27 protein-coding genes and 1 tRNA gene are annotated in these 25,240 nt (G+C 64.8%); 18 read left to right on the forward strand and 10 right to left on the reverse strand.

All coding sequences use genetic code 11. The annotated features are described in order from the left end of the window. Window positions 1-118: 118 nt before the first annotated feature. Both ACSQ3P_RS21370 and ACSQ3P_RS21375 read right to left on the reverse strand, forming a co-directional pair. Window positions 119-952, reverse strand: a complete 834-nt coding sequence (locus ACSQ3P_RS21370; RefSeq protein WP_436167488.1) for a prephenate dehydrogenase/arogenate dehydrogenase family protein — start codon at window positions 950-952, stop codon at window positions 119-121. A 195-nt stretch (window positions 953-1,147) separates the two neighbouring features. Then, entirely contained in the window at window positions 1,148-1,840 is a 693-nt protein-coding gene (locus tag ACSQ3P_RS21375) for a GntR family transcriptional regulator (protein WP_436167489.1), read from the reverse strand. A 244-nt stretch (window positions 1,841-2,084) separates the two neighbouring features. Between ACSQ3P_RS21375 and ACSQ3P_RS21380 the strand changes: the two genes are divergently transcribed. Beyond that, the gene (locus tag ACSQ3P_RS21380) at window positions 2,085-2,918 is read left to right on the forward strand and encodes a transporter substrate-binding domain-containing protein (RefSeq protein ID WP_436167490.1); all 834 of its coding nucleotides are present in this window, start codon (window positions 2,085-2,087) and stop codon (window positions 2,916-2,918) included. Window positions 2,919-3,003: 85 nt separating this feature from the next. Beyond that, complete coding sequence (locus tag ACSQ3P_RS21385) at window positions 3,004-3,441, forward strand: type II 3-dehydroquinate dehydratase (RefSeq protein WP_436167491.1); 438 nt, start codon at window positions 3,004-3,006, stop codon at window positions 3,439-3,441. 211 nt (window positions 3,442-3,652) lie between these two features. On the opposite strand, the gene ACSQ3P_RS21390 is transcribed toward ACSQ3P_RS21385, so the two are convergent. Together ACSQ3P_RS21390 and carA are read right to left on the reverse strand one after the other, a co-directional pair. Then, window positions 3,653-3,991 (reverse strand): NIPSNAP family protein, encoded by a 339-nt coding sequence (locus ACSQ3P_RS21390; RefSeq protein WP_436167492.1) that lies wholly within the window; start codon window positions 3,989-3,991, stop codon window positions 3,653-3,655. Window positions 3,992-4,148: 157 nt separating this feature from the next. Next, window positions 4,149-5,357, reverse strand: coding sequence for a glutamine-hydrolyzing carbamoyl-phosphate synthase small subunit (gene carA, locus ACSQ3P_RS21395; RefSeq protein WP_436167493.1), 1,209 nt, complete (start codon window positions 5,355-5,357; stop codon window positions 4,149-4,151). Between the two features lie 175 nt (window positions 5,358-5,532). Here carA and ACSQ3P_RS21400 point away from each other — a divergent pair, with 175 nt between their 5' ends. After that, window positions 5,533-5,994: a GatB/YqeY domain-containing protein gene (locus ACSQ3P_RS21400; protein WP_310148562.1), complete on the forward strand. Its 462-nt coding sequence runs from the start codon at window positions 5,533-5,535 to the stop codon at window positions 5,992-5,994. A 14-nt stretch (window positions 5,995-6,008) separates the two neighbouring features. Here ACSQ3P_RS21400 and ACSQ3P_RS21405 read toward each other — a convergent pair whose 3' ends face one another. Both ACSQ3P_RS21405 and ACSQ3P_RS21410 read right to left on the reverse strand, forming a co-directional pair. Next, window positions 6,009-6,398: a type II toxin-antitoxin system VapC family toxin gene (locus ACSQ3P_RS21405; protein ID WP_436167494.1), complete on the reverse strand. Its 390-nt coding sequence runs from the start codon at window positions 6,396-6,398 to the stop codon at window positions 6,009-6,011. Next, the gene (locus ACSQ3P_RS21410) at window positions 6,395-6,670 is read right to left on the reverse strand and encodes a type II toxin-antitoxin system VapB family antitoxin (protein WP_069692648.1); all 276 of its coding nucleotides are present in this window, start codon (window positions 6,668-6,670) and stop codon (window positions 6,395-6,397) included. The genes ACSQ3P_RS21405 and ACSQ3P_RS21410 overlap by 4 nt, the downstream gene beginning before the upstream one ends. A gap of 117 nt (window positions 6,671-6,787) precedes the next feature. Here ACSQ3P_RS21410 and dnaG point away from each other — a divergent pair, with 117 nt between their 5' ends. From dnaG to ACSQ3P_RS21425, 3 genes are all read left to right on the forward strand, one after another. Continuing rightward, window positions 6,788-8,692 (forward strand): DNA primase, encoded by a 1,905-nt coding sequence (dnaG, locus tag ACSQ3P_RS21415; protein WP_436167495.1) that lies wholly within the window; start codon window positions 6,788-6,790, stop codon window positions 8,690-8,692. A 203-nt stretch (window positions 8,693-8,895) separates the two neighbouring features. After that, on the forward strand, window positions 8,896-10,923 hold the full coding sequence (gene rpoD, locus ACSQ3P_RS21420) for an RNA polymerase sigma factor RpoD (RefSeq protein WP_436167496.1): 2,028 nt from the start codon (window positions 8,896-8,898) through the stop codon (window positions 10,921-10,923). A gap of 91 nt (window positions 10,924-11,014) precedes the next feature. Continuing rightward, window positions 11,015-11,260, forward strand: a complete 246-nt coding sequence (locus tag ACSQ3P_RS21425) for a hypothetical protein (RefSeq protein ID WP_436167497.1) — start codon at window positions 11,015-11,017, stop codon at window positions 11,258-11,260. Window positions 11,261-11,425: 165 nt separating this feature from the next. Here ACSQ3P_RS21425 and ACSQ3P_RS21430 read toward each other — a convergent pair whose 3' ends face one another. Next, the gene (locus ACSQ3P_RS21430; RefSeq protein WP_436167498.1) at window positions 11,426-11,857 is read right to left on the reverse strand and encodes a winged helix-turn-helix transcriptional regulator; all 432 of its coding nucleotides are present in this window, start codon (window positions 11,855-11,857) and stop codon (window positions 11,426-11,428) included. Between the two features lie 89 nt (window positions 11,858-11,946). On the opposite strand from ACSQ3P_RS21430, the gene ACSQ3P_RS21435 reads away from it, so the two are divergent. The 5 genes from ACSQ3P_RS21435 (at window position 11,947) to ACSQ3P_RS21455 (ending at window position 15,710) form a co-directional block, all read left to right on the forward strand. Next, complete coding sequence (locus ACSQ3P_RS21435) at window positions 11,947-12,777, forward strand: oxidoreductase (RefSeq protein ID WP_436167499.1); 831 nt, start codon at window positions 11,947-11,949, stop codon at window positions 12,775-12,777. Window positions 12,778-12,835: 58 nt separating this feature from the next. Beyond that, window positions 12,836-13,837: an NADP-dependent oxidoreductase gene (locus tag ACSQ3P_RS21440; protein ID WP_436167500.1), complete on the forward strand. Its 1,002-nt coding sequence runs from the start codon at window positions 12,836-12,838 to the stop codon at window positions 13,835-13,837. A gap of 232 nt (window positions 13,838-14,069) precedes the next feature. Continuing rightward, the gene (locus ACSQ3P_RS21445; protein WP_436167501.1) at window positions 14,070-14,606 is read left to right on the forward strand and encodes an STM3941 family protein; all 537 of its coding nucleotides are present in this window, start codon (window positions 14,070-14,072) and stop codon (window positions 14,604-14,606) included. A gap of 52 nt (window positions 14,607-14,658) precedes the next feature. Continuing rightward, window positions 14,659-15,270, forward strand: a complete 612-nt coding sequence (locus ACSQ3P_RS21450) for a LysE family translocator (protein WP_436167502.1) — start codon at window positions 14,659-14,661, stop codon at window positions 15,268-15,270. Window positions 15,271-15,284: 14 nt separating this feature from the next. Next, on the forward strand, window positions 15,285-15,710 hold the full coding sequence (locus ACSQ3P_RS21455; protein ID WP_436167503.1) for a secondary thiamine-phosphate synthase enzyme YjbQ: 426 nt from the start codon (window positions 15,285-15,287) through the stop codon (window positions 15,708-15,710). A 138-nt stretch (window positions 15,711-15,848) separates the two neighbouring features. Here ACSQ3P_RS21455 and ACSQ3P_RS21460 read toward each other — a convergent pair whose 3' ends face one another. Both ACSQ3P_RS21460 and ACSQ3P_RS21465 read right to left on the reverse strand, forming a co-directional pair. Next, window positions 15,849-16,103 carry a DUF2798 domain-containing protein gene (locus ACSQ3P_RS21460; protein WP_436167504.1) on the reverse strand — a complete coding sequence of 85 codons (255 nt, stop codon included), beginning with the start codon at window positions 16,101-16,103 and terminating at the stop codon, window positions 15,849-15,851. Between the two features lie 226 nt (window positions 16,104-16,329). After that, window positions 16,330-16,650: a hypothetical protein gene (locus tag ACSQ3P_RS21465; RefSeq protein ID WP_436167505.1), complete on the reverse strand. Its 321-nt coding sequence runs from the start codon at window positions 16,648-16,650 to the stop codon at window positions 16,330-16,332. Between the two features lie 217 nt (window positions 16,651-16,867). Here ACSQ3P_RS21465 and ACSQ3P_RS21470 point away from each other — a divergent pair, with 217 nt between their 5' ends. From ACSQ3P_RS21470 to ACSQ3P_RS21480, 3 genes are all read left to right on the forward strand, one after another. Next, window positions 16,868-17,155, forward strand: coding sequence for an HlyU family transcriptional regulator (locus ACSQ3P_RS21470; RefSeq protein ID WP_436167506.1), 288 nt, complete (start codon window positions 16,868-16,870; stop codon window positions 17,153-17,155). A gap of 264 nt (window positions 17,156-17,419) precedes the next feature. Continuing rightward, window positions 17,420-19,228, forward strand: coding sequence for a putative bifunctional diguanylate cyclase/phosphodiesterase (locus ACSQ3P_RS21475; protein ID WP_436167507.1), 1,809 nt, complete (start codon window positions 17,420-17,422; stop codon window positions 19,226-19,228). 306 nt (window positions 19,229-19,534) lie between these two features. Continuing rightward, on the forward strand, window positions 19,535-20,779 hold the full coding sequence (locus ACSQ3P_RS21480; RefSeq protein ID WP_436167508.1) for an MFS transporter: 1,245 nt from the start codon (window positions 19,535-19,537) through the stop codon (window positions 20,777-20,779). Between the two features lie 16 nt (window positions 20,780-20,795). Here the strand turns inward: ACSQ3P_RS21480 and ACSQ3P_RS21485 are convergent, their stop codons facing one another. After that, on the reverse strand, window positions 20,796-21,218 hold the full coding sequence (locus tag ACSQ3P_RS21485) for a VOC family protein (protein WP_436167509.1): 423 nt from the start codon (window positions 21,216-21,218) through the stop codon (window positions 20,796-20,798). 150 nt (window positions 21,219-21,368) lie between these two features. Here ACSQ3P_RS21485 and ACSQ3P_RS21490 point away from each other — a divergent pair, with 150 nt between their 5' ends. From ACSQ3P_RS21490 to ACSQ3P_RS21505, 4 genes are all read left to right on the forward strand, one after another. After that, the gene (locus ACSQ3P_RS21490; protein ID WP_436167510.1) at window positions 21,369-21,761 is read left to right on the forward strand and encodes a hypothetical protein; all 393 of its coding nucleotides are present in this window, start codon (window positions 21,369-21,371) and stop codon (window positions 21,759-21,761) included. Next, on the forward strand, window positions 21,733-22,143 hold the full coding sequence (locus ACSQ3P_RS21495) for an acyl-CoA thioesterase (protein WP_069692635.1): 411 nt from the start codon (window positions 21,733-21,735) through the stop codon (window positions 22,141-22,143). Before ACSQ3P_RS21490 ends, ACSQ3P_RS21495 begins: the two co-directional genes overlap by 29 nt. Before the next feature lie 307 nt (window positions 22,144-22,450). Then, the gene (locus ACSQ3P_RS21500) at window positions 22,451-24,862 is read left to right on the forward strand and encodes a methyl-accepting chemotaxis protein (RefSeq protein WP_436167511.1); all 2,412 of its coding nucleotides are present in this window, start codon (window positions 22,451-22,453) and stop codon (window positions 24,860-24,862) included. A 167-nt stretch (window positions 24,863-25,029) separates the two neighbouring features. Beyond that, a tRNA-Ile gene (locus ACSQ3P_RS21505) sits at window positions 25,030-25,105 on the forward strand. Window positions 25,106-25,240: the final 135 nt, after the last annotated feature.

A 25,240-nucleotide genomic window follows, 5' to 3' on the forward strand; every position in this document is an offset into this window, starting at 1 on the left:
CTCAGGCGTGTCGGACGTTTTGATCAAGTCACATGCCGAAGGGGACCGCTCCCGGTTTGCAGGGCGGCATCATCATGGCGGATGCGATGAACGGCGCGGAATTGATCATGGAGCGAGCTTAGTCGATGCGAAGACATTCGCCAATGGCGGAATCCGACACGATTGGCGGGTTTATCGCGCTTGTTGGCGGGTTTCGATGCCCGCGCTCCAATGTCTCGGTCAGCTCCTCGGCATAGCTGAAGAAGCGCTCGCGCACGGCCCGCGCGTGCGGGTTGGCGCGTTCGATCGCGAGGAAGACGCCGGGCGCGTCATGGCGCACCATCTCGGTCGCCTGCATCAACAGCTCGAAGCTCTTCGTCGTCATGCGGCGTGGCATCGGTTCCATGCGGACGAGGATCTTTGCCACGAGATGGGTCAGCCCCTGTACCATCGCCATGTCGCGATCATGCGCATCCGGCGTGGTCAGGATGACATCGAGCTTCAGGGCATGGCGCAGGAAGGCGGCGATCCGGCGAAAGCTGTCGCCGCGGATCGGGCAGAGCGCGATCTTCAGGCCTGCGATGCCGTTGCGCGCGCTTTGCGGGCCGAAGAGCGGGTGCGTGCCGATGATCTCGACATTGTCGGGCAATTCGGCGAGCAGCAGGCGCGCCGGTTCGATCTTCACCGAGCCGACATCGAGCACGATCGCTCCGGTGCGCAGATGCGGGCGCAGGCTCGCTATGGCCTCCGGCAGCCGGTCGACCGGGACGGCGAGAATGACGATGTCGCAGGCGGCGACCTGCGCAATGCCGCCGGGAGCCAGGCCCTTGCCCGAGCCGTCGGTCTCAGGCGCGCGCGCCGGATCGAAGACGACAAGCGGCAGATGCGGCTGGAGGTGCCGCGCCATCAGCCGGCCGAAGGCGCCAAAGCCCATCAGGCCGATGGAGGAGAATGTTTTTCGCTGGGTAGGCATCGTCTGGTCCTCTCGGGGCCGCGATGCCGGGTGACTGCCTTTAGTTCATCCGCCAAGCGCAGCGGTTGAACATGAGAATGCGCCCGCTCTTATGAAAAGAGCGCGTAATACTGCTGGGTGCGAAGCAGGGCGGGGCTGGTCATGCGCCGCTTAAATCCCGCGCCGGCGGGGCTGTCAACCGGCTAAGGGCTGGTCTCAGCTCGACAGGCCCCGGCTGAGCGCGAAGTCGACGCAGCCCCAGATATGGGCGGACAGGATTTCCTGCGCCCTGGCGGCCTCGCGCTTCAAGGCGGCGTCCAGCAAGGCGCGGTGCTCGTCGGCGGCGATCTCGCCGCGGAAGATGACGAAGACCATCTGGTAGCGGAGATAGCGGTCATAGACGCCCGAATGCAGGGCCAGCAGCGCGCGCGAACCGCAGGCCGAGACCAGTGCCTGATGAAATTCCCAGTCATAGCGTTTCCAAGGCTCGGCATTGGAGCGGTTGCCGGCGAGCAACTGGGCCTCCATCCGGGCGAGCTTGTGATGGGCGGCGACGACGCGGCCCTCCCATTCCATGTCGCCGGCCTGGAAGGATTGCGCCATCGCATGACACTCGAGCAGGAGGCGCAGCGCGGCGATCTCCTTGAGGTCGGCCGCCGAACAGGGCGCGACCTGGAAGCCGCGCTGCCCCTCGGCGACGACCAGGCCCTCCGGCACCAGGCGGTTGAGAATTTCGCGTAAGGTGCTGATGCCGACGCCGTAATCCAGGCGCAGCCGCTCTAGCTTGAGCCGTTGCCCGGGCTGCAGGCGGCCAAAGACGATGTCGCCGCGCAGCCGCTCATAGGCCTGCTCGCCGGCCGTTCCGGCTTCCGTTTCGTCGCGCAGGATCTGGGCTGGAAGCTCGTTCATTCACAGTGCTCGCATTCGCAATGCCCGTCTCCGGACCCCGCATAGACCGGGGCTGGAAAGGAGGCCAGCCGGGGCATAAAGGTCAATGCCAACTTTCATTATATCTGATGTTTCATGATTCATCAGTTGAAATTAATTTCAGCAGATGAAAGATTGATGCCTGAGCTACCCGTGCAAGCGGGGGTAAGAGCCGATCAGGGCCGTAAAGCACCGTGCGACCTGTAACCCTGGGGAGGGAACGACGATGTCTGGACCGAAACTCTTGCGACGCGACATCCTGCTGGGAGGCGCTGCGCTTCTCGCCGCGCCGGCGATTGCGACCCGGCCGGCGCTGGCGATCACGCCGGCCGAGATCAAGAGCCGGGGCAAGCTTGTGGTCGGGATTCAGGGCGACAACCCGCCATGGGGTTTCGTCAACAGCGCCGGCAAGCAGGAGGGGCTGGATGCCGATATCGCCGAGCTCTTCGGCAAGGAGCTTGGCGTGGCGATCGAGTTCGTGGCGCTGGAGGTCAATAACCGCATTCCCGCGCTGACGACCGGGCGCGTCGACCTGCTCTTCGCCACGATGGCGATGCTGCCGGAGCGGGCCAAGGCCGTGCAGTTCAGCAAGCCCTATGTCGCCAACACGATCGTCCTGATCGGCCCGAAGGCGGAAAGCATCAAGACCAATGCGGATATGGGCCGCTACACCATCGGCGTGGCGAAGGGTGCGGCCCAGGACACGCAGGTGACCAAGAACGCGCCGGCCAATACGACGATCCGCCGCTATGACGGGGATGCGCCGAGCATCCAGGCGCTGGTCTCGGGCCAGGTCCAGGCGCTGGGCGGCAACATCTTCTACCTCCAGCGGATCGAGCAGGCGCGGCCCGGCATCTTCGAGAACAAGCTCGAATTCCAGAACCTCTACAACGGCGCCTGCACGCGGCTGGGGGAGAAGGAGATCAACGCCGCGATCAATGTCTTCATCGACAAGATCAAGGCCAATGGCGAGCTTCAGAAGGTCTACGACAAGTGGATGAAGGTGCCGGTGCATAAATTCCCGGACAGCATCGAGAACATCCCCTTCACCGTCAGCTAACCGTGGCTCGCCGCCGCGCCGTCATTCCGGCGGCGCGGTGGATTCGATTCCATCCAGCCAGCGGCGGTCGCTGCGGAGCCTGTCCATGAAGAAGCCGATCTATGTCCTGAACGGACCCAATCTGAACCGCCTCGGCCGCCGCCAACCCGAGATCTACGGCCATACGACGCTGGCCGAGGTCGAGGCGCTCTGCCGGGCTGCGGTCCCCGAGCGCGAGATCGTCTTCCGCCAGTCCAACCGGGAATACGAGCTGATCGAATGGATCCATGAGGCGATCGACGAGGGCGACGGCATCGTCATCAACCCGGCCGGTTTCACCTTCACCTCCGTCGCGATCATGGACGCGCTCAAGATGTTCGAGGGGCCGATCATCGAGTTCCACATCTCGAACGTCCACAAGCGCGAGGCGATCTACCACAAATCCCTGATCTCGCCGGTCGTGACGGCGGTGATGGCCGGCCTCGGCGCGCGTGGCTACGCTACCGCGCTGCTCGCGATGCGGGACCTGTTGAGCCAGAACTAACGGCTTTCGACCAGACAGGAACCGTCATCCCGGGACGCCCTTCGGGCGCTCGGGATGACGGAGAGCTTCTGAGCGCAAGCAGCGGACTTTGGAAGATCGGATAGCGTTCGCGGCTGGTGCCAGGCTCCTGCAACCAAGCCTCTCAGCCGGACCGGGGCCTTCATGTGGCGGCTCCCGTCGGCGTCGTCCAATACGGGCTCGGCGCCTGTCCTCAAGCGGAGATCGCGCCGGTCGGTGAATAATCAGTCAGCGTCATGATCCGGTCCTCGATTATGCCGACGAGATTGCCATATTCGATCGAGGTGACGCGCTTGATCTCGATCCATTCCGGGTCGGCGAGGAACGTCGTCCAGCGCGCTGTCCGGGTCTCGTTGTCGGGCCAGGCGAGGATATAGGCGAATTCGGTGCGGCCGGCGCTTGCGGTCTCCCACATCGCCACGATCTGGAAGCCGTGCCGCGCCATGATCCGCATCGCATGGTCGCGGAAGCGGGCGTGGAAGGCGGCCTTGTTGCGCTCGAAGATCTCGTAGATGCGCAGCTGGTGGATCATGCCCGGCTCCTTTGACGATAGTCGCAGCCCTCATCCCGAGGAACCGCGAAAGCAGCGCCTCAGGGGATGGTCCAGAGCCTGCTGGAGCATCCTTCGAGACGGGGACTGCGTCCACTCCCCCGGATGAAGGCCTAATGCCGCATTCAGGCTGCCGTCTTCAGGCCGCTGTCTTGGCCTTTTCCGCCGCCATCATCTCGACGAAGCGGGTGAACAGGTAGTGGCTGTCCTGCGGGCCGGGCGACGCTTCGGGGTGATGCTGCACGCTGAAGGCTGGGCGGTCGGTCAGCGCGATGCCGCTGTTGGAGCCGTCGAAGAGCGAGACATGCGTCTCGACCGCATGCGCCGGCAAAGAGGCGGGATCGACCGCGAAGCCGTGGTTCATCGAGACGATCTCGACCTTGCCCGTGGTCTTGTCCTGCACAGGGTGGTTGGCGCCGTGGTGGCCCTGCTTCATCTTCATGGTCTGGCCGCCGATGGCGAGCGCCATCATCTGGTGGCCGAGGCAGATGCCGAAGGTCGGGATCTTCTTGTCGAGCAGCGCCTTGATCACCGGCACGGCATATTCGCCGGTTGCGGCCGGGTCGCCCGGTCCGTTCGAGAGGAAGATGCCATCGGGCTGCAGCGCCAGGATGTCCTCGGCGCTGGCGGTCGAGGGCACGACGGTGACCTCGCAGCCGGCCTTGGAGAGCAGGCGCAGGATGTTGCGCTTCACGCCGTAGTCGATGGCGACGACCTTGTGGACCACGCTCTCGCGCTTGCCATAGCCCACGGGCCAGACCCATGGCGTCTCGTCCCAGCTATAGCGCTGGGCGGCGGTGACCAGCGGCACGAGGTCGAGCCCGGCCATGTCGGGCAGGGCCGCGGCCTCGCGCTTGAGCCGCTCGATGTCGAAGACACCGTCGGGGCTGTGGGCGATGATCGCGTTGGGCATGCCGTTGTCGCGGATCAGGGCGGTCAGCGCGCGGGTGTCGATGCCGCTGATGCCGACGATGTTGCGGGCCTTCAGCCAGGCGTCGAAATGCCGGTTGGCGCGCCAGTTCGAGGGCTCGGTGATTGCGGCATGCAGCACGAGGCCGCGCACGCCCGAGGAGGCTGCGGCATTGACCGTCTCGACGTCGTCCTCGTTGACGCCGACATTGCCGATATGGGGGAAGGTGAAGGTGATGATCTGCCCGGCATAGGACGGGTCGGTCAGGATTTCCTGATAGCCTGTCATCGCCGTGTTGAAGCAGAGTTCGCCGGGCGCCTGGCCGGTCGCGCCCAGGCCGAAGCCCTCGAGCACCATGCCGTTGGCCAGCACCAGGAGCGCGGTCGCGCGCGGTTCGATCCAGCCGCCGTTGGCGGGGTTTCCTTCGGGAGCGGTCATGTCTATGTCTCGGTCCAGGCCGCGAAAGCGCGGCGATGTTTCAGGCGGGACAGCGGTTCTGCGCTTGCGCCCATGTCTGGAGCGCGAGCCTTAAAGACGTGGTTCCGCCCCGTCAATCGAAGCAGGCGCAGAGTCTCTGCAAAACGAGCCTGCGGCACAAAAAGGGAATATCACCATGACAAGCCTGCGCGAGCGCTTCACGGCCGATCTCAAGGAGGCGATGAAGGCCGGCGAGAAGGGCAAGGTCTCGACCATCCGCCTGATCACCTCGGCGCTGAAGGACAAGGACATCGAGGCGCGCGGCCTGGGCAAGCCGGAGACGACGCCCGACGAAATCCTCGCCTTGCTGCAGAAGATGATCAAGCAGCGCCAGGAATCGATCGCGATCTACGACGCCAATGGCCGCCCCGAGCTCGCCGCAGGCGAGCGCGCCGAGGTCGAGGTCATCAACCTTTATCTGCCCAAGCAGATGTCGGAGGACGAGGTCAAGGCTGTGATCGCGGCGGCCGTGACCGAGAGTGGTGCAGCATCCGTCAAGGACATGGGCAAGGTCATCGCGATCCTGCGTGCGAAATTCGCCGGCCAGATGGATTTCGCTAAAGCGAGCGGGCTGGTGAAGGCGGCGCTGGGCGGGTGATCAAGGGAGCAGGCTCAGGCCCGCTCGATATCCGTCAGCGAAAAATCCTCGCCCTTGAACAGAAGCGGCCAGCCGCGCACCTTCGCCAGCGCGTAGGCGGCGCAATCGCCCATGTTGAGCTTGGCGGGATGTCTGCCCTTGCCGAAGCGGCGATAGGCGTCGAAGGCGAGATCGGAGAGGGCTGTGTCGAACGGGACAACGGCGACGTCATAGTCTGCGAGGAAGTCGTCGATCAACGAGACGGGCAGCGCCTTCGCGAAGGCGATAACGAGGCGTGCTTCCAGCAGATTGACCGCCGAGACGACCCGCTCGTTGGCCAACTGTAGGCGGTCGACGAAAATCGTTCGCTCGACTTCGCCGGTCAGGCACGCGACGATCGCTGACGTGTCGACGACGAGCTTCACCAGAAGCCGTTCTCGTCATAGCCGATGGCGTCGTCCATCTCCTGCTTGGTCATGCTGTGGTCGGTCGGCGTGATATTGTATTTCCTATACAGGGCGGCAAGTTTGCGGCGTCCCTCGGCAATCCTGTGCGCTTTCTCCTCCTCGGACATCGCATCCTTCTCAAGCTCGTTGCCAACAGCCTGGCGCACGGCTTCCGTCAGTGTCAGGCCGCGCCGGCGCGCAAGGGTACGCACGAACCGCTCCGTCTCCGGATCCTTGATGTTGAGGGCCACAGCTTTCTTCCTTTTGCCGCTCTTTCTTTATCATGGCGCTGTGGATTGCGCCAATAATGCGGTCGGCGGCTACATCCATGATTGGCTTCCGCCGCGCACACGCCCACATAGGAAAGCATGAAATTCCCGCCCTCCATCCTGGAAGAGATCAAGGCGCGGCTGCCGGTGTCGGCGGTCGTGGGCAAGCGCGTGCGCCTGGCCAAATCGGGCCGCGAATGGAAGGGCCTGTCGCCCTTCAACGCGGAGAAGACGCCCTCCTTCTTCGTCAATGACCAGAAGGGCTCGTTCTTCGATTTCTCCTCGGGCAAGAACGGCGATATCTTCAAATTCGTGATGGAGACGGAAGGGCTTTCCTTCCCGGAGGCTGTCGAGAAGCTCGCTTCCGAAGCCGGCGTGACGCTACCGAAGATCACGCATGAGGCGCAGGTCCAGGAAGAGAAGCGCAAGGGCCTGCATGAGGTCGTCGAGCTCGCGGCGCGTTTCTTCGAGGCCGAGCTCATGGGTGATCGCGGTGCGGCGGCGCGGCGCTATCTCTCGGGCCGGGGCCTGGAGGGCGAGGCGCGCAAGCTCTTTCGCATCGGCTATGGCCCGCCGGACCGCTTCGCCTTGCGCGATCACCTCGCAGCCAAGGGCGTCGACGCCGCGCTGATGATGGAGACGGGGCTGCTCGTGCATGGCGACGAGATCGCCGTGCCCTATGACCGTTTCCGCGACCGCATCATGTTCCCGATCCATGATGCGCGCGGCCGGGTGATCGCTTTCGGCGGGCGGGCGATGAGCGCCGAGGTCTCGGCGAAATATCTGAACTCGCCGGAGACGCCGCTCTTCCACAAGGGCTCGCTGCTGTTCAACCACCACAATGCTCGCAAGGGCGCGCATGACACCGGCCAGGTGATCGTCGTCGAGGGCTATGTCGACGTGATCGCGATGACGCTGGCGGGCTTTCCGCAGACGGTCGCGCCGCTGGGCACGGCGCTGACCGAGGATCAGCTCGGCCTGCTCTGGCGCATGGCCGACGAGCCGGTGATCTGCCTCGACGGTGACAAGGCCGGGCGCAAGGCGGCCAGCCGCGCGATCGACCTCGCGCTGCCCATGTTGGAGCCGGGCAAGTCGCTCGCCTTCGCGACCTTGCCTGACGGGCAGGATCCCGACGATCTGGCGCGTTCGGGCGGCAAGATGGCGGTCGCCGAGGTGCTGCAGGCGGCGCGCCCGCTGGTCGACATGCTCTGGACGCGCGAGGTCGAGGCCGGCGCTCTCGACACGCCCGAGCGTCGCGCCGCCTTCGAGCGCCGGCTGAAGGAGCCGCTCGGCCAGATCAAGGACGAGGCGACGCGCCGGCATTACCGCCGCGAGATGGATGAGCGCCTGAGCCAGCTTTTCGCCAGCGCCGCTCCCGCGCGGACCGAGCGTGGCCGTGACGGCGGCTTTCAGCGCGGCCGCCCTCAGGGCGGCGGTGCCGGGCGCGGCGGTTTCCGGCAGGCCGTGGCGCCCTGGGCCGTTGGCCCGCTCAAGGCGAGCAGCCAGTTGACACAGTCGCGGATGATGGCGGGCCGCCGTGGCGAGGATGTGCGCGAGGCCTTCATTTTGCTGGCGCTGGCGAGCCATCCCGATCTGATCCTGCGCTGCGCCGACGAGATTGCCGAGCTCGCGCTCGATGGTCCCGCCGCCGAGCGCTTCCGCCAGGTGCTGCTCGAGGCTGCCATGGATGACAGCCTCGACGAGAATGCGCTTGCCGATCGCCTGGTCCAACCGCGTGTGCAGGAGGCCCAAAGCGCGCTATTGGCGATCACCGGGCCGGCCGAGCGCCAAAAATTGACGCAAGCGGCTGATCCAGAATCGGTTTTCGACTCAATTCGACAGGCTATCGTCTTGCATCATCGCGCGCGGACGTTACATAGCGAGCTGAAGGCAGCCGAGCGCGCATTGGCTGACGAAGCGACCGAAGCCAATTTTGCCTGGATCAAGGACGTCAAGGCCCGCCTCGAGACGATCGAGGGTACGGAGGCCATGTCTGGAGATTGAGGGCTAGCTGCTCCGGCTTCCGCCGTCATGCTGTGCGTGCCGATTGCAGGTGGTTTACGATTCATCAACGATGATCGGCGCCATCTGGCCGAAGTGATTTGGGTGGGGTGAGCGCGCCGGACCAGCGGCCGCGCCGCCCTTTTATGCGTCTGCATGTGGCTTCTTCCGAGCCGTGGCGACGCGCGAGTGCGGAGCGCTGATTGATGGCGACAAAAGCGAGCGAACGGGAAAAGACCGACCAGGTCGCGCCGGAAGCCCCCCCGACGTCCGATGGACCGTTGCTCGATCTGACCGATCAGGCCGTAAGGCGGATGATCAAGCTCGCTAAGAAGCGCGGCTATGTCACCTATGACGAACTGAACGAAGTCCTGCCCTCGGAGGAGTTCTCCTCCGAGCAGATCGAGGATGTGCTCGGCCAGCTCAGCGAGCAGGGCATCAACGTTGTCGACAATGAGGATCCCGAAGCCTCGGGCGAGGAGCGCGCGGCTGCGCGCACCGGCACGAATGGCGACGAGGAGGAGAGCGAGGGCGAGCTCGTCGAGACGCAGCGCTCGGCGCTGCCCGTCGAGGTCAAGCGCAATCTCGAGCCGACCGAGCGCACCGACGATCCGGTGCGGATGTATCTGCGCGAGATGGGCTCGGTCGAACTGCTCTCCCGCGAGGGCGAAATCGCCATCGCCAAGCGCATCGAGGCCGGCCGCGAGGCAATGATCGCGGGCCTCTGCGAGAGTCCGCTGACCTTCCAGGCCATCATCATCTGGCGCGACGAGCTCGTCGAAGGCAAGGTGCTGCTGCGCGACATCATCGATCTGGAAGCGACCTATGCCGGCCCCGACGGCAAGAACCCGTCGCAACTGCCCGGCGAAGGCGAGGAGGGCGAGCCCACTGAGGCCGCCGCGCCCGCCGGCGAGGTGCCGGAAGGCGAATTGCCGTCCGACATGGACGATGACGACATCGAGAACAACGTCTCGCTCTCGGCCATGGAAGCCGAGCTCAAGCCGCGCGTGCTCGAGACCTTCGATTCGATCGCCGACAACTACAAGAAGCTGCGCCGCCTGCAGGACCAGGACATCGCCAACCGGCTGGAGAACACCAAGCTCTCGCCGTCGCAGGACCGCAAATACAAGAAGCTGAAAGACGACATCATCACCGCGGTGAAGTCGCTCTCGCTCAACAACAACCGCATCGAGGCGCTGGTCGAGCAGCTCTACGACATCAACAAGCGGCTGATTTCGCACGAGACGAGACTGCTGCGCCTGGCCGAGAGCTATGGCGTCGGTCGCGAGGATTTCCTCAAGCAGCATGTGGGCGGCGAACTCGACCCGAAATGGGTTCTGCGCGTCTCCAAGCTGGGCTCGCGCGGCTGGCGTGAATTCGTCGGTGCCGAGCTCGACCGGATCAAGCAGCTGCGCGAGGAGATCCATACGCTGGCCTCCGAGACCGGCCTGGAGATCCAGGAGTTCCGCAAGATCGTGCTGATGGTCCAGAAGGGCGAGCGCGAGGCGCGGCAGGCGAAGAAGGAGATGATCGAGGCCAATCTTCGCCTCGTGATCTCGATCGCCAAGAAGTACACGAACCGCGGCCTGCAATTCCTGGATCTGATCCAGGAAGGCAATATCGGCCTGATGAAGGCGGTCGACAAGTTCGAGTACCGCCGCGGCTACAAGTTCTCGACCTACGCGACATGGTGGATCCGCCAGGCGATCACGCGTTCGATCGCCGACCAGGCCCGCACCATCCGCATCCCGGTGCATATGATCGAGACGATCAACAAGATCGTCCGGACCTCGCGCCAGATGCTGCACGAGATCGGCCGCGAGCCGACCCCGGAGGAGTTGGCCGAGAAGCTCGCCATGCCGCTGGAGAAGGTGCGCAAGGTCCTCAAGATCGCCAAGGAGCCGATCTCGCTCGAAACCCCGATCGGCGACGAGGAAGACAGCCATCTCGGCGACTTCATCGAGGACAAGAACGCGATCCTGCCGATCGACGCAGCGATCCAGAGCAATCTGCGCGAGACGACGACGCGGGTGCTGGCCTCGCTGACGCCGCGCGAGGAGCGCGTGCTGCGCATGCGCTTCGGCATCGGCATGAACACCGACCACACGCTGGAAGAGGTCGGCCAGCAGTTCAGCGTCACGCGCGAACGTATCCGCCAGATCGAGGCGAAGGCGCTCAGGAAGCTGAAGCATCCGAGCCGGAGCCGGAAGCTCAGGAGCTTCCTGGACAATTGAGGTGATCAAGGCGGGTCGAGAGACCCGCCTTTTTTCTTGGCCTTTTTTCTAGGCCAGGACGGTGCCAAGATGGCGGCTTCAGGGGGCAGCCATGACCGACAAGCCTGATCTGGCGGAGATCGAAGCGGCGGTGCAGGCCGCCCAAGCGCAGGCCGAAGCGCAGCGGAAGCAGCCCGCCGCGGCGAGCGATACGGGCAGCATGGCGAGCGATGGCGTCGGCGACGTCGTCATCGCCGTCCTTGACGGTACGCTCGAAACCGTCGGCAGCGTACTCTCCAGCGCCGGCGAAGCCGCCGCTTCGGTGATCGGCGGCATCTTCGAAGGCCTGGGCTCCTGATCTGACCTACGGCTCGTGCGTTTGGACGCTTGACGCCGTGTCGGGCAGACCATCGGCGCGCGCAACATCCCCTATCTCAAGGTGCTGTTTGCGCCTTATCTCTACCTGCTGGGACAGCCGATCGCCTGATCCGTCGCGCCCTGGCTTTATCTGCCATGGGGCAATTCATTCGGCTGCAGCGATGCGAATGGGGCGTGTTCCGATCGGAGCACCGGTCTGGCGGTCGATGGTGACGGCATCGATCTCCGTTCCGGTCTCGGCGTCGAAGAATCGTGTCACCTTGCCCCCGCCGCGATGCTTGCGTCCCCAGGTGCCGATCGCAAACAGCACTGGTAGAAAGTCGCGGCCGGCTTCCGTCAGCACATATTCGTCCCGTGGCGGGCGCTCGGAATAGCGGCGTTTTTCCAGCAGTCCGTCCTCGGTCAGGGCCGAAAGCCGCCCCGTCAGCATTGTCGGCGCGATGCCGAGGCTTTTGCGGAAATCATCGAAGCGGGTCAGGCCCGCATGGGCGTCGCGCATGATCAGCATGCTCCATGCGTCCCCCACGAGCGCCAGGCTCCGGGCGATCAGGCATGGCTGGTCCGAAAGATTCTTCATGTCCATATCTTTTTGATAGTGACTTGATACTGATTTGATAGTAACTGGTCGCTCATCGCAATTCCACGGAAAAATGAAAGCGGAATCCGATGAGCAAGACAGAACGGAGCAAGACAGAACGCGGCATTGCCCTGGTCACGGGGGCGTCCTCCGGTATCGGGTTGGTGACGGCACAAGCGCTGCGGCGCGATGGTTATCGTGTCTTCGGCACCAGCCGGAAGCCGATGCGCGATACCGCGGACGGGGTCACGATGCTGATCTGCGACGTGGTCGACGATGCGTCCGTGCAGGGCGTCGTCGACGAGGTGTTGAGCCGCGCAGGGCGGATCGATCTTCTCGTCAACAATGCCGGGATCGGCTTGCTGGGCGGCGCCGAGGAATCCACGACGGCACAGGCGAAAGCGGTGTTCGACGTGAACGTGTTCGGCACCATGCGCATGACGAATGCAGTCCTGCCCGTGATGAGGCGGCAGCGCAAAGGCCGGATCATCAACCTCAGCTCCATACTCGGGCTGATCCCTGCGCCCTATAACGCGCTCTACGCATCGACCAAGCACGCCATTGAAGGCTATTCGGAATCGCTCGATCATGAAGTGCGCACGCAAGGCATCCGCGTCGTGCTGGTCGAGCCCGGCGTGACCCGCACCTCCTTTGAGGAGAACATCACGCGCCCGGACCGGCCCCTGGCCATCTATGATACGGTTCGCACCGAGGCGGAGAAGCTGATGCGCGCGATCGTCGCGAAGGGCGATGCCCCCGAGGTGGTTGCTGACGCCGTGGTCAGGGTCGCCAATTCGGCCTCGCCTAGGAGACGCTACACGGCCGGAAAAGCTGCAGGGCAGGTCCGCTTCATGCGCCGCTTCCTGCCCGAAGCCTTCGTCGACAAGAACCTTCGGAAATTCAACGGGCTCCCCGCTTGAGCCGTCACCGCCGCATTGCTGACGCTGCCGGCTCACCACAAAAACGAAAGCCAGTCCGATGAAATCATTCCTGATCGATCGCTACAGGAAAGGCGGCGCTCTGCGGCTCGGCGAAACGCCCGAGCCGGAGTTGCACGAGAACGACGTTCTGGTCGAGATCCACGCCGCTGGCGTCAATCCCGTGGATGCCAAGATCCGGGACGGCGAGTTCAAGCTCATCCTGCGCTATCGCCTCCCCATGATCCTTGGCAGCGATCTCGCGGGCGTCGTGATCGGCGTCGGGTCCAAGGTCACGCGCTTCAGCCCGGGCGACGAGGTCTATGCGCATCCGGGCCAGGACCGCATCGGCACCTTCGCGGAGCTCATCGCGATAGACCAGGCCAATGTGACGCTGAAGCCCAAGAACCTGACGATGGAAGAGGCGGCATCCATGCCGCTGGTCGCCTTGACCGCCTGGCAGGCCCTCGTCGAGCGAGCCAAGCTGCAGAAGGGGCAGAAGGTCCTGATCCATGCCGGCTCGGGCGGTGTGGGCACGCTCGCGATCCAGCTTGCCAAGCATTTCGGGGCCCATGTCGCCACGACCACGAGCACAGCCAATATCGCCCTTGTGCAAAGCCTCGGCGCGGATATCGTGATCGACTACAAGAAGGACGACTTCGAGACAGTGCTGCAGGGCTACGACGTCGTGCTGAACAGCCTCGGCAAGGACACGCTGGAGAAATCCCTTGCGGTGCTGAAGCCTGGCGGGACGCTGATCTCGATTTCCGGTCCGCCCGATCCGGATTTCGCGAGGAAAAGTGGCCTTGGCTGGCCGCTTCAACTGGTCATGCGCCTGCTCAGCGCCGGCATCAGGAGGAAAGCGAAACGCCGCGGGATCGGCTATTCCTTCCTCTTCATGACGGCGAATGGCGGGCAGCTCGGACAGATCACCTCCCTGATCGAGGCGGGTGAGATACGCCCGGTGATGGACCGGGTCTTCCCGTTCGAGAAGACCAATGAGGCATTGGCCTATGTCGAAACGGGCCGGGCTAAGGGCAAAGTCGTCATCACAGTGAGGTAAGGTTCGACAATCTCGTCCGCGTGACGCGATATTCAAGGCCCGGACCGGAGCGTTTCGACGTCTCCCGAAGTCTCGTTCGGCGTCTCGTTTATCGTCGTCTCGTTCGGTGCGGACGTGCTGCTGCGCGTGCTCACCTTTCCGGATAAACAGTTGAAGCCGTGATGGGTTGCGTATGGTCTGCTTCGCACCGCGTGGCGGCGCCCCATTTGGCCCAGGATCTGCGAGGTTTTGAATGAGCGCTGATGTGACGATCCGCTACAAGAGAACCCGGGTGGCCTGGCTTGCGCTCGGCGGAGTCGCGATGACTGCGCTGTCGGCTTTCATGGCTGTCGTTTTGTACCGCAAGGGCGCGACCGGCTCCTTCGAGTTCTTCATCGCCTGCGTCGGCGTCGTTTTCTTCCTGGGCTGCGTGCTCATGGCGCTGCGCAACCTGTTCGATGCGCGCCCGGCCATCGAGATTTCGGCGCAAGGCTTGCTGGCGCCGGCGCTCTCGCCGCGCCGGATCGCCTGGGCCGATCTGCGCACCATTCGGCTGGTGCGATATAAAAACCAGCCGATCATCGAGCTCACCGTTGCCGAGGAGGCCGAGCGTAGCCTGCCGCTGACGCGCATGGTGCGGTGGTCGCGGGCCGCCAATCGCGGCTTGGGTTTTCCGGGACTATGCATCAGCGCCGGTTTTTTCGATCAGTCGCCGGAGCGCACCGCGCAACTGATCGGTGAGGCGGCCACCTCCTATCAGCAGTTGCAGGGAAGCCCGCTTGGCCCTTGAATGAGGGCTGACCTTCGCGCGGGCGATCTCGACCGCAGCAGCCGGAGCCGCCATGTCCCCCGAATTCCTTCTGACCTCGCTGATCATCGTCGCTTCGCCCGGCACGGGCGCGATCTACACCATCGCGGCGGGCCTCACGCGCGGCTCCCGCGCCAGCGTGTTGGCTGCCTTCGCCTGCACGCTCGGCATCGTGCCGCATCTCGTCGCCGCGATGATGGGGCTGGCGGCGCTGCTGCATGCGAGTGCGCTGGCCTTCGAGATCGTGAAATATGCCGGCGTCGCCTATCTGCTCTGGATGGCCTGGCAGACCTTGCGCGAGCAGGGCGCGCTCAAGGTCGAGACCAAGGCCGATCCGCGCTCAGGGCTGCGCGTGCTGACCGACGGCATCGCGATCAATGTGCTCAATCCGAAGCTGTCGATCTTCTTCGTCGCCTTCCTGCCGCAGTTCATCGCCGCCAATGAGGCCGCGCCGCTCGCGCGCATGCTGGAACTCTCCAGCGTGTTCATGGCGATGACCTTCGTGGTCTTCGCGCTCTACGGTCTCTTCGCTGCGGCGATGCGCGACAAGGTCGTCAGCCGTCCAGCCGTGATGGCCTGGCTGCGCCGCAGCTTTGCCGCCGCCTTTGTCGCGCTCGGCGCCAAGCTCGCGCTGACCGAGCGCTGACGGCCGCGACGGGAATGAGCTCGCAATCGGTCGTCACCATCGAGACGCATGGAGCCGGGCTCTATGAGTTCACGGACCGGGTCATGGTCTTCGTCCGCTCTGCGCGTATCGAAAGCGGGCTGCTGACGCTGTTCCTGCGCCATACCTCCTGCTCGCTGCTGATCCAGGAAAATGCCGATCCCGATGTGCGGCGCGATCTTGACGCGTTTTTCCGTCGTTTGGTGCCTCAAGCCGATGATCCGGCGATGGCCTATCTGACGCATCGGGCGGAGGGGCCCGACGACATGCCGGCCCATATCAAGGCGGCATTGACGCCGGTCTCCCTCTCGATCCCGGTCATGGACGGACGCCTTGCGCTGGGAACCTGGCAAGGCATCTATCTGTTCGAGCACCGCCAACGGCCGCATCGGCGCGAGGTCGTGCTGCATCTGGGCGGTTAGAGCCATTTCCGACCCAATTGGATCGGAAATGGCTCTCGATCTTTGTTTTAACGCGTTTTCTCCACGCAAACGCTTCGCGTTTGTCGCAGGGGAACCGGTGCCCACCTCGCTCGAAAACGCTCCAGATGCCCTTTGCCTTTAAGCAGGCGGAGCCACGATCAGCGCCATGATCCGCCGCACCAGCGGCAGGACCAGAAGCAGCGTGGGGAAGGCGACCAGCCAGGACAGGCCCCAGGAGATCGGCCAAGTGGAGAGGAAGTCCGGGGAGGGGCCGAGCGCCCGCAGCGTCGCGATGGCCGAGACGACGAAGGTCATCACGATCGACAGCAGGAAGGGCAGTACGACACTGCCGTAGCGCGCCGGAAGCCGGCGACGGGACGATAGGTTAGACATGGGACGATAGGCTTTCGTAAGCGGGCCGTGCCGTGGGGGATTGCAAGGCACTTTGGCAAGACATCTTGGCAAGGCATCCTGACGGCGACAGCCGGGTTGGATGCGTTGTCTGACGTGAGACGCTTACGACCGGCCTGTCAGGCCGATGCCGCCTTCTAGCGGCTGCCGGGCCTGTCGCCAAGTGCTTCCTTACTCGCCAAGCCCTGCCTTGCCGCGCTTCGCCTCTTCATTCGCGCCCGGCGAAGATGTCGGGCTTCGGCACCGGTTCCCAGGCCTCGCCGGCTGCGACGAAGCAGCTCATGCCTTGCGGCGTGGTGGCGATGAGGGTCCAGGAGCCGGACTGGCCGGCGAGGATCTCGAAGACGAAACCGCCATTAGCGAGGCCGCGGCCGATGACCAGCTCTCCGAAGGTATTGTGCAATTGCGCGATCAACTGGGTGCGATCGACGCAAGGTGGGCCACGTGGCGCCTGGGGTTGCGCGGCGCTGGACAGGCTGAGCGCGATCAGGCCGAGTCCCGCGAACGACAGAGATTTGATGAGTCTCATGACCACCTCCCTATTCAGGGGTGGCCGCGGGAGCAGGTTGGGCGTAAAGGGGCCGTGCGGTCGCCCTGAACGCCACGAATCTGGGGATTCTGCCGCTGTTTTTCAAGTCTTGCGGGCGTTTCTGAGCTCGGGCGCCTCGATCGTGGACGAGCGCAAACTGGGCTCCCCATGGCGTCGATCCTGTCCTATATGAAGTCACGACGAATACGGAGGCTCCATGTCGTTTTTGAAATCCCTGTTCGGGCTGGGTGGCAAGGCCAGCGAGGCGCCGGCGGGCCCGCTCAAGAGCATCGAGCATAATGGTTTCACCATCCATGCGACGCCCTATCAGGAGGGCGGGCAGCACCAGCTCTGCGGCGTGGTCGAGAAGGAGATCGACGGAGAGCTCCGCCAGCATCGCTTCGTGCGGGCCGATCGCTTTCCCGGCGCCGAGGAGGCCGCCGATTTCGCGCTGGTGAAGGGCAAGCAGCTCGTCGATGAGCAAGGCGACGCGCTCTTCAAATAAATCGGCTGCGGCGCTGCTGCGGGGTGATGCCGATTACGTTAAGGCATACAAGCGTGCTGCTCTGCGGCACAGAAGATAATTTCTGGATCGTTTCTTTAATTTTTCCAGATTTTCATTTTTTATTGATAACCTTGCTTCACCTTGCAGAATGACAGGCAATCCCGCTGAAGTGGCCCGCTGGGCTGCTGCTTTAAGCATTTGTTGTGATCTCTACGGCTTCTATCGAAAGCGCAGAGTTTCAAGAATGTTCAGCGGATTGCCCCAATGTCCAAGGCTGTCACCAGCCCCGACGCAGCTGCCTATCGCCGGTTCTCCGCCGATCGTCAGATCGCGTCGGGCTTCGCGGCGCTGAGGGAAGGTGGTGTCGATCTCTCCCAGATCGCGCCAGCGGCGGCGAAGAACAACAAGCCGACCCACCGCGACGCCTGGTTCGAGGGCGTGCTCGATCAACTGCCGATCTGCGTCTACATGACCGATGCCGAGGGGCGGGTCACCTATGCCAACCGCGCGGCCGGCGCCTTTGTCGGGCGCGAGCCGCGCATCGGCACGGATCGTTGGTGCGTCACGCACAAGCTCTTCACCATCGAGGGCGCGCCGCTCGCGCCCCAGGACGGCCCGATGGCGGTCGCGCTGCGCGAAAGCCGGCCGGTGCGCGGCGTTGAGGCCATGCTCGAACGCCCGGACGGGACGCGGACGCCCGTCCTGACCTATCCGACGCCGCTGTTTGGGGATGACGGCGCGCTGACCGGCGGCTTCAACCTGCTGGTCGACATCAGCAAGCGCAAACAGGCCGAGCAGAAGCTGGCGGACACGCTGCATCATGACGGACTGACCGGGCTGCACAACCGCCCGGCGCTGAGCGCCCATCTCGACCGGAGGCTGATGCAGGCGCGACTCGCCGGCGAGGGGCTGGTCGTGATGCGCATGGACCTCGACGGCTTCAAGGCGCTGAACGACGAGCATGGCCATGCTGTGGGCGACGCCATTCTGGTCGAGGCGGCGCAGCGCCTGCGGGCCAGCGCCGACGACGCCTTCCTGGCGCGGATCGGCGGCGACGAGTTCATGCTGGTCTCGGGCGCGCTGCAGACCGAGGGCGAGGCGCGGGCGCAGGCCGAGCGCGTACGCTGTGCCTTCGCGGAAGAATTCTTCACGGGCGGTCATTCCTTCAAGATCAGCGTCAGCGCCGGCTGTGCGCGCTTTCCGGGGGATGGCGAAGATCAGATCCGCCTGATCGCCGCCGCCAACGCCGCCTTGAACCTCGCCAAGTCCGAGGGGTCGGGCGCGATGCGTATGTTCGATCTCGCCGAGCAGGCGCGCGAGCAGGAGCGCCTCACTTTCAGCCGGCATCTGCGTCAGGCGATCGAGCGCAACGAGATCCATCCGCATTACCAGCCGCTGTTCCGGGCCGATGGCTCGATCGCGGGCTTCGAGGCGCTGGCGCGCTGGAAGGATCCGGTGCGCGGCATCGTCTCGCCGGCGAGCTTCATTCCGGCGGCGGAGGAGGGCGGTCTCATCGCCAAGCTCGATGCCTATGTGCTGCGCAGCGCCTGCGTCGAGGCGGCGCGCTGGACACAGCCCTTGCGGATTTCCGTCAACATCTCGGCGCTGGAGTTCCAGTCCGGCGAGCTGCCCGGCCGTGTCGCGGCGGTGCTGGCCGAGACCGGCCTCGACCCTGAGCGACTCGAGCTCGAGATCACCGAGGGCGTCATGGTCACCGATGCCGACCGCGCCATGGCAACCTTCGGCAAATTGCGCGCGCTCGGCGTGCGCATCGCGCTCGATGATTTCGGCACCGGCTATTCCTCGCTCTCCTACCTGCATCGCTTCCCGCTGACGACGCTGAAGATCGACCGCAGCTTCATCGCCAAACTCGGCGTGACGCTGGAATCGGTTGCGATCACGCGCGCGGTCATCCAGCTCGGCCATGCGCTCGGCATCGAGGTTGTGGCCGAAGGCGTCGAGACGCCCGAGCAGCTCGACTTCCTGATCCAGGAAGGCTGCGACCTGACGCAAGGCTTCCTGCTCGGCCGCCCGCTGGACGCCAGCGCCTACGCGCATGTGACGGGCGCCTGAGGGGCGGATCCAAGCAACGCCTCTTCCCTTCTCCCCTCGCGGGAGAAGGTGCCCCGATAGGGGCGGATGAGGGGGCGCCGTGCTCTGTCAGGTTGGCGTCCTGTTCGGCTATTCGGAAAGCTCACAGCGCCCCCTCATCCGTCTCGGCTGCGCCGATCCACCTTCTCCCGCGAGGGGAGAAGGGACGTACGCCTCTTCCGCCAACGCTGTCCCGCCCTGCGGGGCTTGCGCTTGTCGCTTGAGGCGTCCCCACCTAATCCTCCCAGTTGGAAAAGTCGTTCTCTGAAAACGACGGCGCGAGGAAACATGGCTTCCCTGGATGCGCGTTATGCGCCGGATTCCTCCTATGCCTGGCTCAGGCTGGCGATGTCGCTGCTGCTCGGCACGGTCGCCTGCGTCGGCACCTGGTCGGTCGTGGTCGTGCTGCCTTCGGTGCAGGCCGAGTTCGGCACGCTCAGGGCAGGCGCCGCGCTGCCCTATACCTGCGTGATGATCGGCTTCGGCTTCGGTAACATCGCCATGGGCCGCATCGCCGATCGCTACGGCATCGTCGTGCCGGTGGTGATGGGGGCGCTCCTGCTCGGCAGCGGCTACATGCTGGCGGCGCTGGCGCAAACGCTCTGGCAGTTCGCGCTCATCCATCTCGTCCTGATCGGCATTGGCGGCGGGGCGGGCTTCTCCCCGCTGATCGCCGATCTGTCGCATTGGTTCCGCAAGCATCGCGGGCTTGCCGTGGTGTTCGGCGCATCGGGGAGCTATCTCGCCGGGGTGATCTGGCCGCAGCTCATCACCTGGGGCGTGGCGCATCATGGCTGGCGAGCGACGCATATCGGCATCGGACTGACGGCGCTCATCATCATGCTGCCGATGTCGCTGTTCTTCCGGCGACGTCCCTCGGTCGAGCACATGGCGGCCGACGATGCGGCGAGCTCCAGCGCGCGCGGCGATCTCGGCCTCTCGGCGAACCAGTTGCAATGGCTGCTCGCGGTTGCGGGGTTCTGCTGCTGCGTCGCCATGGCGATGCCGCAGGTCCATATCGTCGCCTATTGCGGTGATCTCGGTTACGGCGTCGCGCGCGGCGCGGAAATGCTCTCGCTCATGCTGCTGCTGGGCATCATCAGCCGCATCGGCTCAGGCTTCGTCGCCGACCGCATCGGCGGAACAGCGACGCTGGCCTTGGGCTCGGCGATGCAGGGCGCGGCGCTGTTCCTCTACCTCTGGTTCGACGGTCTGACCTCGCTCTATATCGTCACCGGTATTTTCGGCCTGTTCCAGGGCGGCATCGTGCCGATGTATGCGGTCATCATCCGAGAATACCTGCCGGCCAAGGAGGCGGGCGTGCGCATCGGCATCGTGATGTCGGCGACGGTCCTGGGCATGGCCTTCGGCGGCTATGTCTCGGGCGCGATCTTCGACTATTTCGCCTCCTACCGCGTCGCCTTCCTCAACGGGCTGGCCTGGAACCTGGTCAATCTCGGGCTGGTGTGCTGGCTGATGATGCGGGCGCGACCGCGGAATTCGCTTGGCAACTCGACCCCGGCGGCGGCCTGACGCGGCTGTCTGCGCTTCAAGCCGGCTTGTCGCCCGGTCGGTACGTCCCGAAGCACCAGACATGCCCTTCCGGGTCCTTGCAGATGAAGTCGCGGCTGCCATAGGGCTGGTCGGTCGGCTCCATGCAGATTTCGGCTCCAGCTGCTCGGGCGCGCTCGCAGCGGGCGTCGATGTCGTCGGTGGCGATATAGGGCGAGGCGGTGGTGCCGCCGAGTTCGGCCGGCCTTGCGACCAGCTTGCCGAATTCATTGTTCTCGGCCGAGCCCAGCATGACGAAGCTCTCGCCCATGCGCAGCTCGCCATGCAGCAGGGTCTTGCCGTCCTGCGAGTAGTAGGCAGCGTGTTTCTCGAAGCCCAGGGCCTCGATCAGCCAGTCGTACATTTTTGGCGCATCGGCATAGCGCAGCGAGACGCAGATCATGGCGGGCGGCGTGATCATGGCGTTCCTCCTGGGGCATTTTCGAGCGAAGTGGACACCGGTTCGCGTGAAGGAAATGCTCTAGATCTCGTCCACGGTCTTCGCCGCGCTTGACGCAGCATGCCGCGTGTCGAATTTCGACTCAACCGGCAAGGCTTGGAAGGGCATGCGATGAAGGGCCTGACGCAGTTCGAGCATCGCAGGCAGAAGCTCATCCCCGTGCGCCGCTTCGCGCTGCGGCTGGGTCGCGCCATCCTGCTCTGGCTGGGAATGGCCGTCATCGGCATGGCGATCGGCATGGCCGGCTACATGGCGACCGAAGGCATGAGGGCGATCGACGCCTTCGTCAATGCGGCGATGATCCTGTCGGGCATGGGCCCCGTCGACCAGCTCAAGACCGATGGCGGCAAGCTCTTCGCCGGCGCCTATGCCTTGTTCTCGGGATTATTCGTGGTGATCGCGACCGGTTTCGTACTGGCGCCGGTGCTGCATCGTGTGCTCCATTCCTTCCATGTCGAAGAGGGGGAGACCAACGATGATCGAGCCGGGCCTGACGCCAGATGAAGCACCGCGCGGTAGTCTCACCGTGCGCGTCAACGCCATGCCGGCCGACACCAACGCCAATGGCGACATCTTCGGCGGCTGGGTGATGTCGCGGATGGACGCCGCCGGCGGCATCGCCGGGGTGGATCGGGCGCAAGGGCGCGTGGTCACGATCGCGGTCGATGCGATGACCTTCATCAGGCCGGTCAAGGTCGGCGATGTGCTCAGCGTCTATACCGAGGTCGAGTCGGTCGGGCGGACCTCGATGAAGATCCATGTCGAGGCCTGGGCGCGCCGCTTCCGCACGACGCTGCACGAGAAGGTCACCGACGCGACCTTCACCTTCGTGGCGATCGACGAGGAAGGCCGGCCAAGACCGGTGCCGAAGCCGCCGGAGGCGTGAGGCCGGGCCTCGCGCCCGCCGCCTCGCTTCCGCCGCATAACCTAACGAATGCTGAAGCACTGGGGCGGGCGAGTGATTCAGAAGAATCCGCCCGCTTAAACGTTCCTTAAGTGCATATCCGCGATCTTGATCTTCGGAAGGTCTTGTCCTGCCTTCTGAAATCGGGGCTGTGCACGCATGCGCGATCGTCGCGAGGTTCTCGCTCTGCGCGAACTCGCGCCTGGTGGCCGGCGGCGCGGTCTGCCGCTTTCTGTCCTTATTTCCTGATTCTTTCCACGCGTTGCGTCAGCATTTCGGAGAGCGATTCATGACCAAGGCTACGAAGCCCGCGCGCCAGCGCACGCCGCTTCGCATCGGCATCGCTGCGCGCATCTATGCGGCGCTCGGCCTGCTCACGGTGCTGACGATCGTAGCCTCGCTGGTGGCATGGTTCTCCTATGATCGCGTCAACCAGACCGTCTCCGAGACGGTCGAGCGCAAGATGCCGACTGTGGAGCTTTCGCTCGAGCTTTCGCAGGCCGCGACGCAATCGACGGCGCTGGCGCCCCGCTTCATGGACGTCACCACGGTGCAGCAGCGCGCGAAGCTGACCGGCGAGCTCGACACCATCGAGGCCCGTCAGTTCGACCTCATCCGCCGCATCGCCGCGCTCGACGCCATCGACATGAAGCCGATCCAGAGCGGCGTCGATGAATTGTCGCGCCAGATCAACGACATCAACGACTTGACCGGAGAGCGGCTGCGCAATGCGGCGGCGATGCAGGCCTCGCTCGAACAATTGTCGAAGGCGCGGGGCGTTTTCGTCGGGGTGGTCGGGGCCGAGGCAGATGAGGCCCGGTTCAACATCCTGATGGGGATGGAAAGCGTCAAGGGCCTGAGCGGAGACGACCTCAACGCCTCGATCCAGGGCCTGATCGAGCGCGATTTCCAGGCTTTCGACCTGGCGCGGAAGCTGGAGGCACAGGTCAACGAATTGATCGGCCTGCTGCGCGAGATCGCGCAGGTTGACGACAAGGCGAAGCTGAGCGCGGCCCGCGACCGCTTCACCGCCATTGTGACGCGCATCCGCAAGGATTTGTCGGCGATCGAGAAGATCGTCCCCAACAAGGTGCGCGTCGGCGCCATCAACACGGTCATCGATGTCGGCGAAGGCAGCGAAGGCGTCCTCAGCGTGCGCCAGCGCGACCTGTCCACACAGGAGGGGATCACTGCGAGCCTGCGCGGCGTCGGCAGCGCGGCCGATGCACTGCGCGGGCAGGTCGACAAGCTCGTCAAGAGCGCGCGTGGCGAGGCTGTCGCCTCCAGCACCTCGACCCGCACGCTGATCGAGCAGAGCAAGCTCTGGCTCGGCGCGGTCGGCATCGGCTCGCTCCTCGTCGCGCTGGCTCTGTCGCTGCTCTATGTCCGCCCGATGATCGTCGGCCGCCTGAACCGGCTCTGGGCCGCGACGCGCGCGATCGCCGACGGCCAGCTCGAGACGGTTGTGCAGACCAAGGGCAATGATGAGATCGCCGACATCTCCAAGAGCGTGCTGCTGTTCCGCGACAATGCGGTCGCGCTGCGCGCGGCGGAAGCGGCCAAGATCGAGGATGAGGCAAAAGCCCAGCAGCAGCGCCGCGAGATGATGGCCGAGCTCGGCGCCGCCTTCGGCGAGGTCGTCGCCGCCGCTGCCGCCGGCGATTTCAACCCGCGTGTCGCGGCGACCTTCGCCGATGCCGAGCTCAACGCGCTGGCTGATTCGGTCAATGCGCTGCTCGAAACCGTCCAGGCCGGCCTGTCGGAAACCTGCGACGTGCTGGCCGAGCTCTCGGTCGGTCATCTCTCGACCCGCGTCGAGGGGAGCTATCAGGGCGCCTTCGCCGAACTCAAGAGCGGCACCAACAGCCTGGCCGAAGAGTTCGAGAGCACGCTGGCGCGGCTTTCCAACACGGTTGCGGCCGTGCGCAGCGCCACCAGCGAGATCCTCGACGGCGTCACCGACCTCGCCGAGCGCACCAGCGAGGAGAGCAACGCCGTCTCGATGGCGACGAACCAGCTCACCGCCTTCGCCGGCACCGTCAAGAAGACCGCAGCCGAGGCCGCCCAGGCGACCGGCATGGCCGAGGGCGCCGAGAGCCAGGCCCAGCAGGGCGAGAAGGTCGTGGCCTCCGCGCTGGAGGCGATGCACCGCATCCGCTCCTCCTCGAACAAGATCTCCGAGGTCATCGCGATGATCGACGAGATCGCCTTCCAGACCAATCTGCTGGCGCTCAATGCGGCGGTGGAAGCAGCCCGCGCCGGCGATAGCGGACGCGGCTTCGCCGTCGTCGCGACCGAGGTGCGCAGCCTGGCCAAGCGCTCGGCCGACGCCTCGAACGACGTCAAGAAGCTTGTCGAGGCCGCCCATGGCGACGTCAAGGTCGGCGTCGGCCTGGTCGAGGAGACCTCGGCGATGTTCGAGGCTATCGTCGCCTCGGTCAACGACCTGACCGGGCTGATGAACGGCATCTCGCAGACCGCCAGGAGCCAGGCCACGGACGTCTCGGCGATCAACAACGAGATCGACGGCATCGGCACCATGGCTCATCAGAACGCGGCGCTGGTCGAGGAGACCAATGCGGCGCTGGCCCTGACCGACGAGCAGACCCGCGCCCTGACCGAGCATATCGGCCGCTTCAAGTTCCGCGAGGGCCATATCGCCGACCATGGCGAGGACCCCCGGATCGCCGAAGCCGCCTGAGACCGGCGGCCGGAACCCCTAGGCGAAGCCTTCACGCCCCCGCTGCCGCAAGGCGGCGGGGGCGATCGTTTTGCGCAAGCCCCGATCGTTCTGCGCTTGTCTTCAAACCAGCCTTTGCCCGCAGACGGACCTTGCCCCAAGCGCGGCTGCGATGTTACGCGGGGTGTGGGCCGGTAGCTCAATGGTTAGAGCTCGCTGCTCATAACAGCGCCGGTGCCGGTTCGAGTCCGGCCCGGCCCACCATCTCCAGCAGGCGCTGTTGATTTTATTCTCGAGATTGTCTCCGCCGGCTCCAATTGGGCCGTAGGTGCATTGCGCCCGATAGCGAGTCGATCGGGCTGTTAATGTCCGCAAAAGGCGGCCTCCGAAGGCTCGTCA

The sequence above is a fragment of the Allobosea sp. LjRoot9 genome, assembly GCF_964252745.1.
In the GTDB taxonomy this organism is placed as follows: domain Bacteria; phylum Pseudomonadota; class Alphaproteobacteria; order Rhizobiales; family Beijerinckiaceae; genus Allobosea.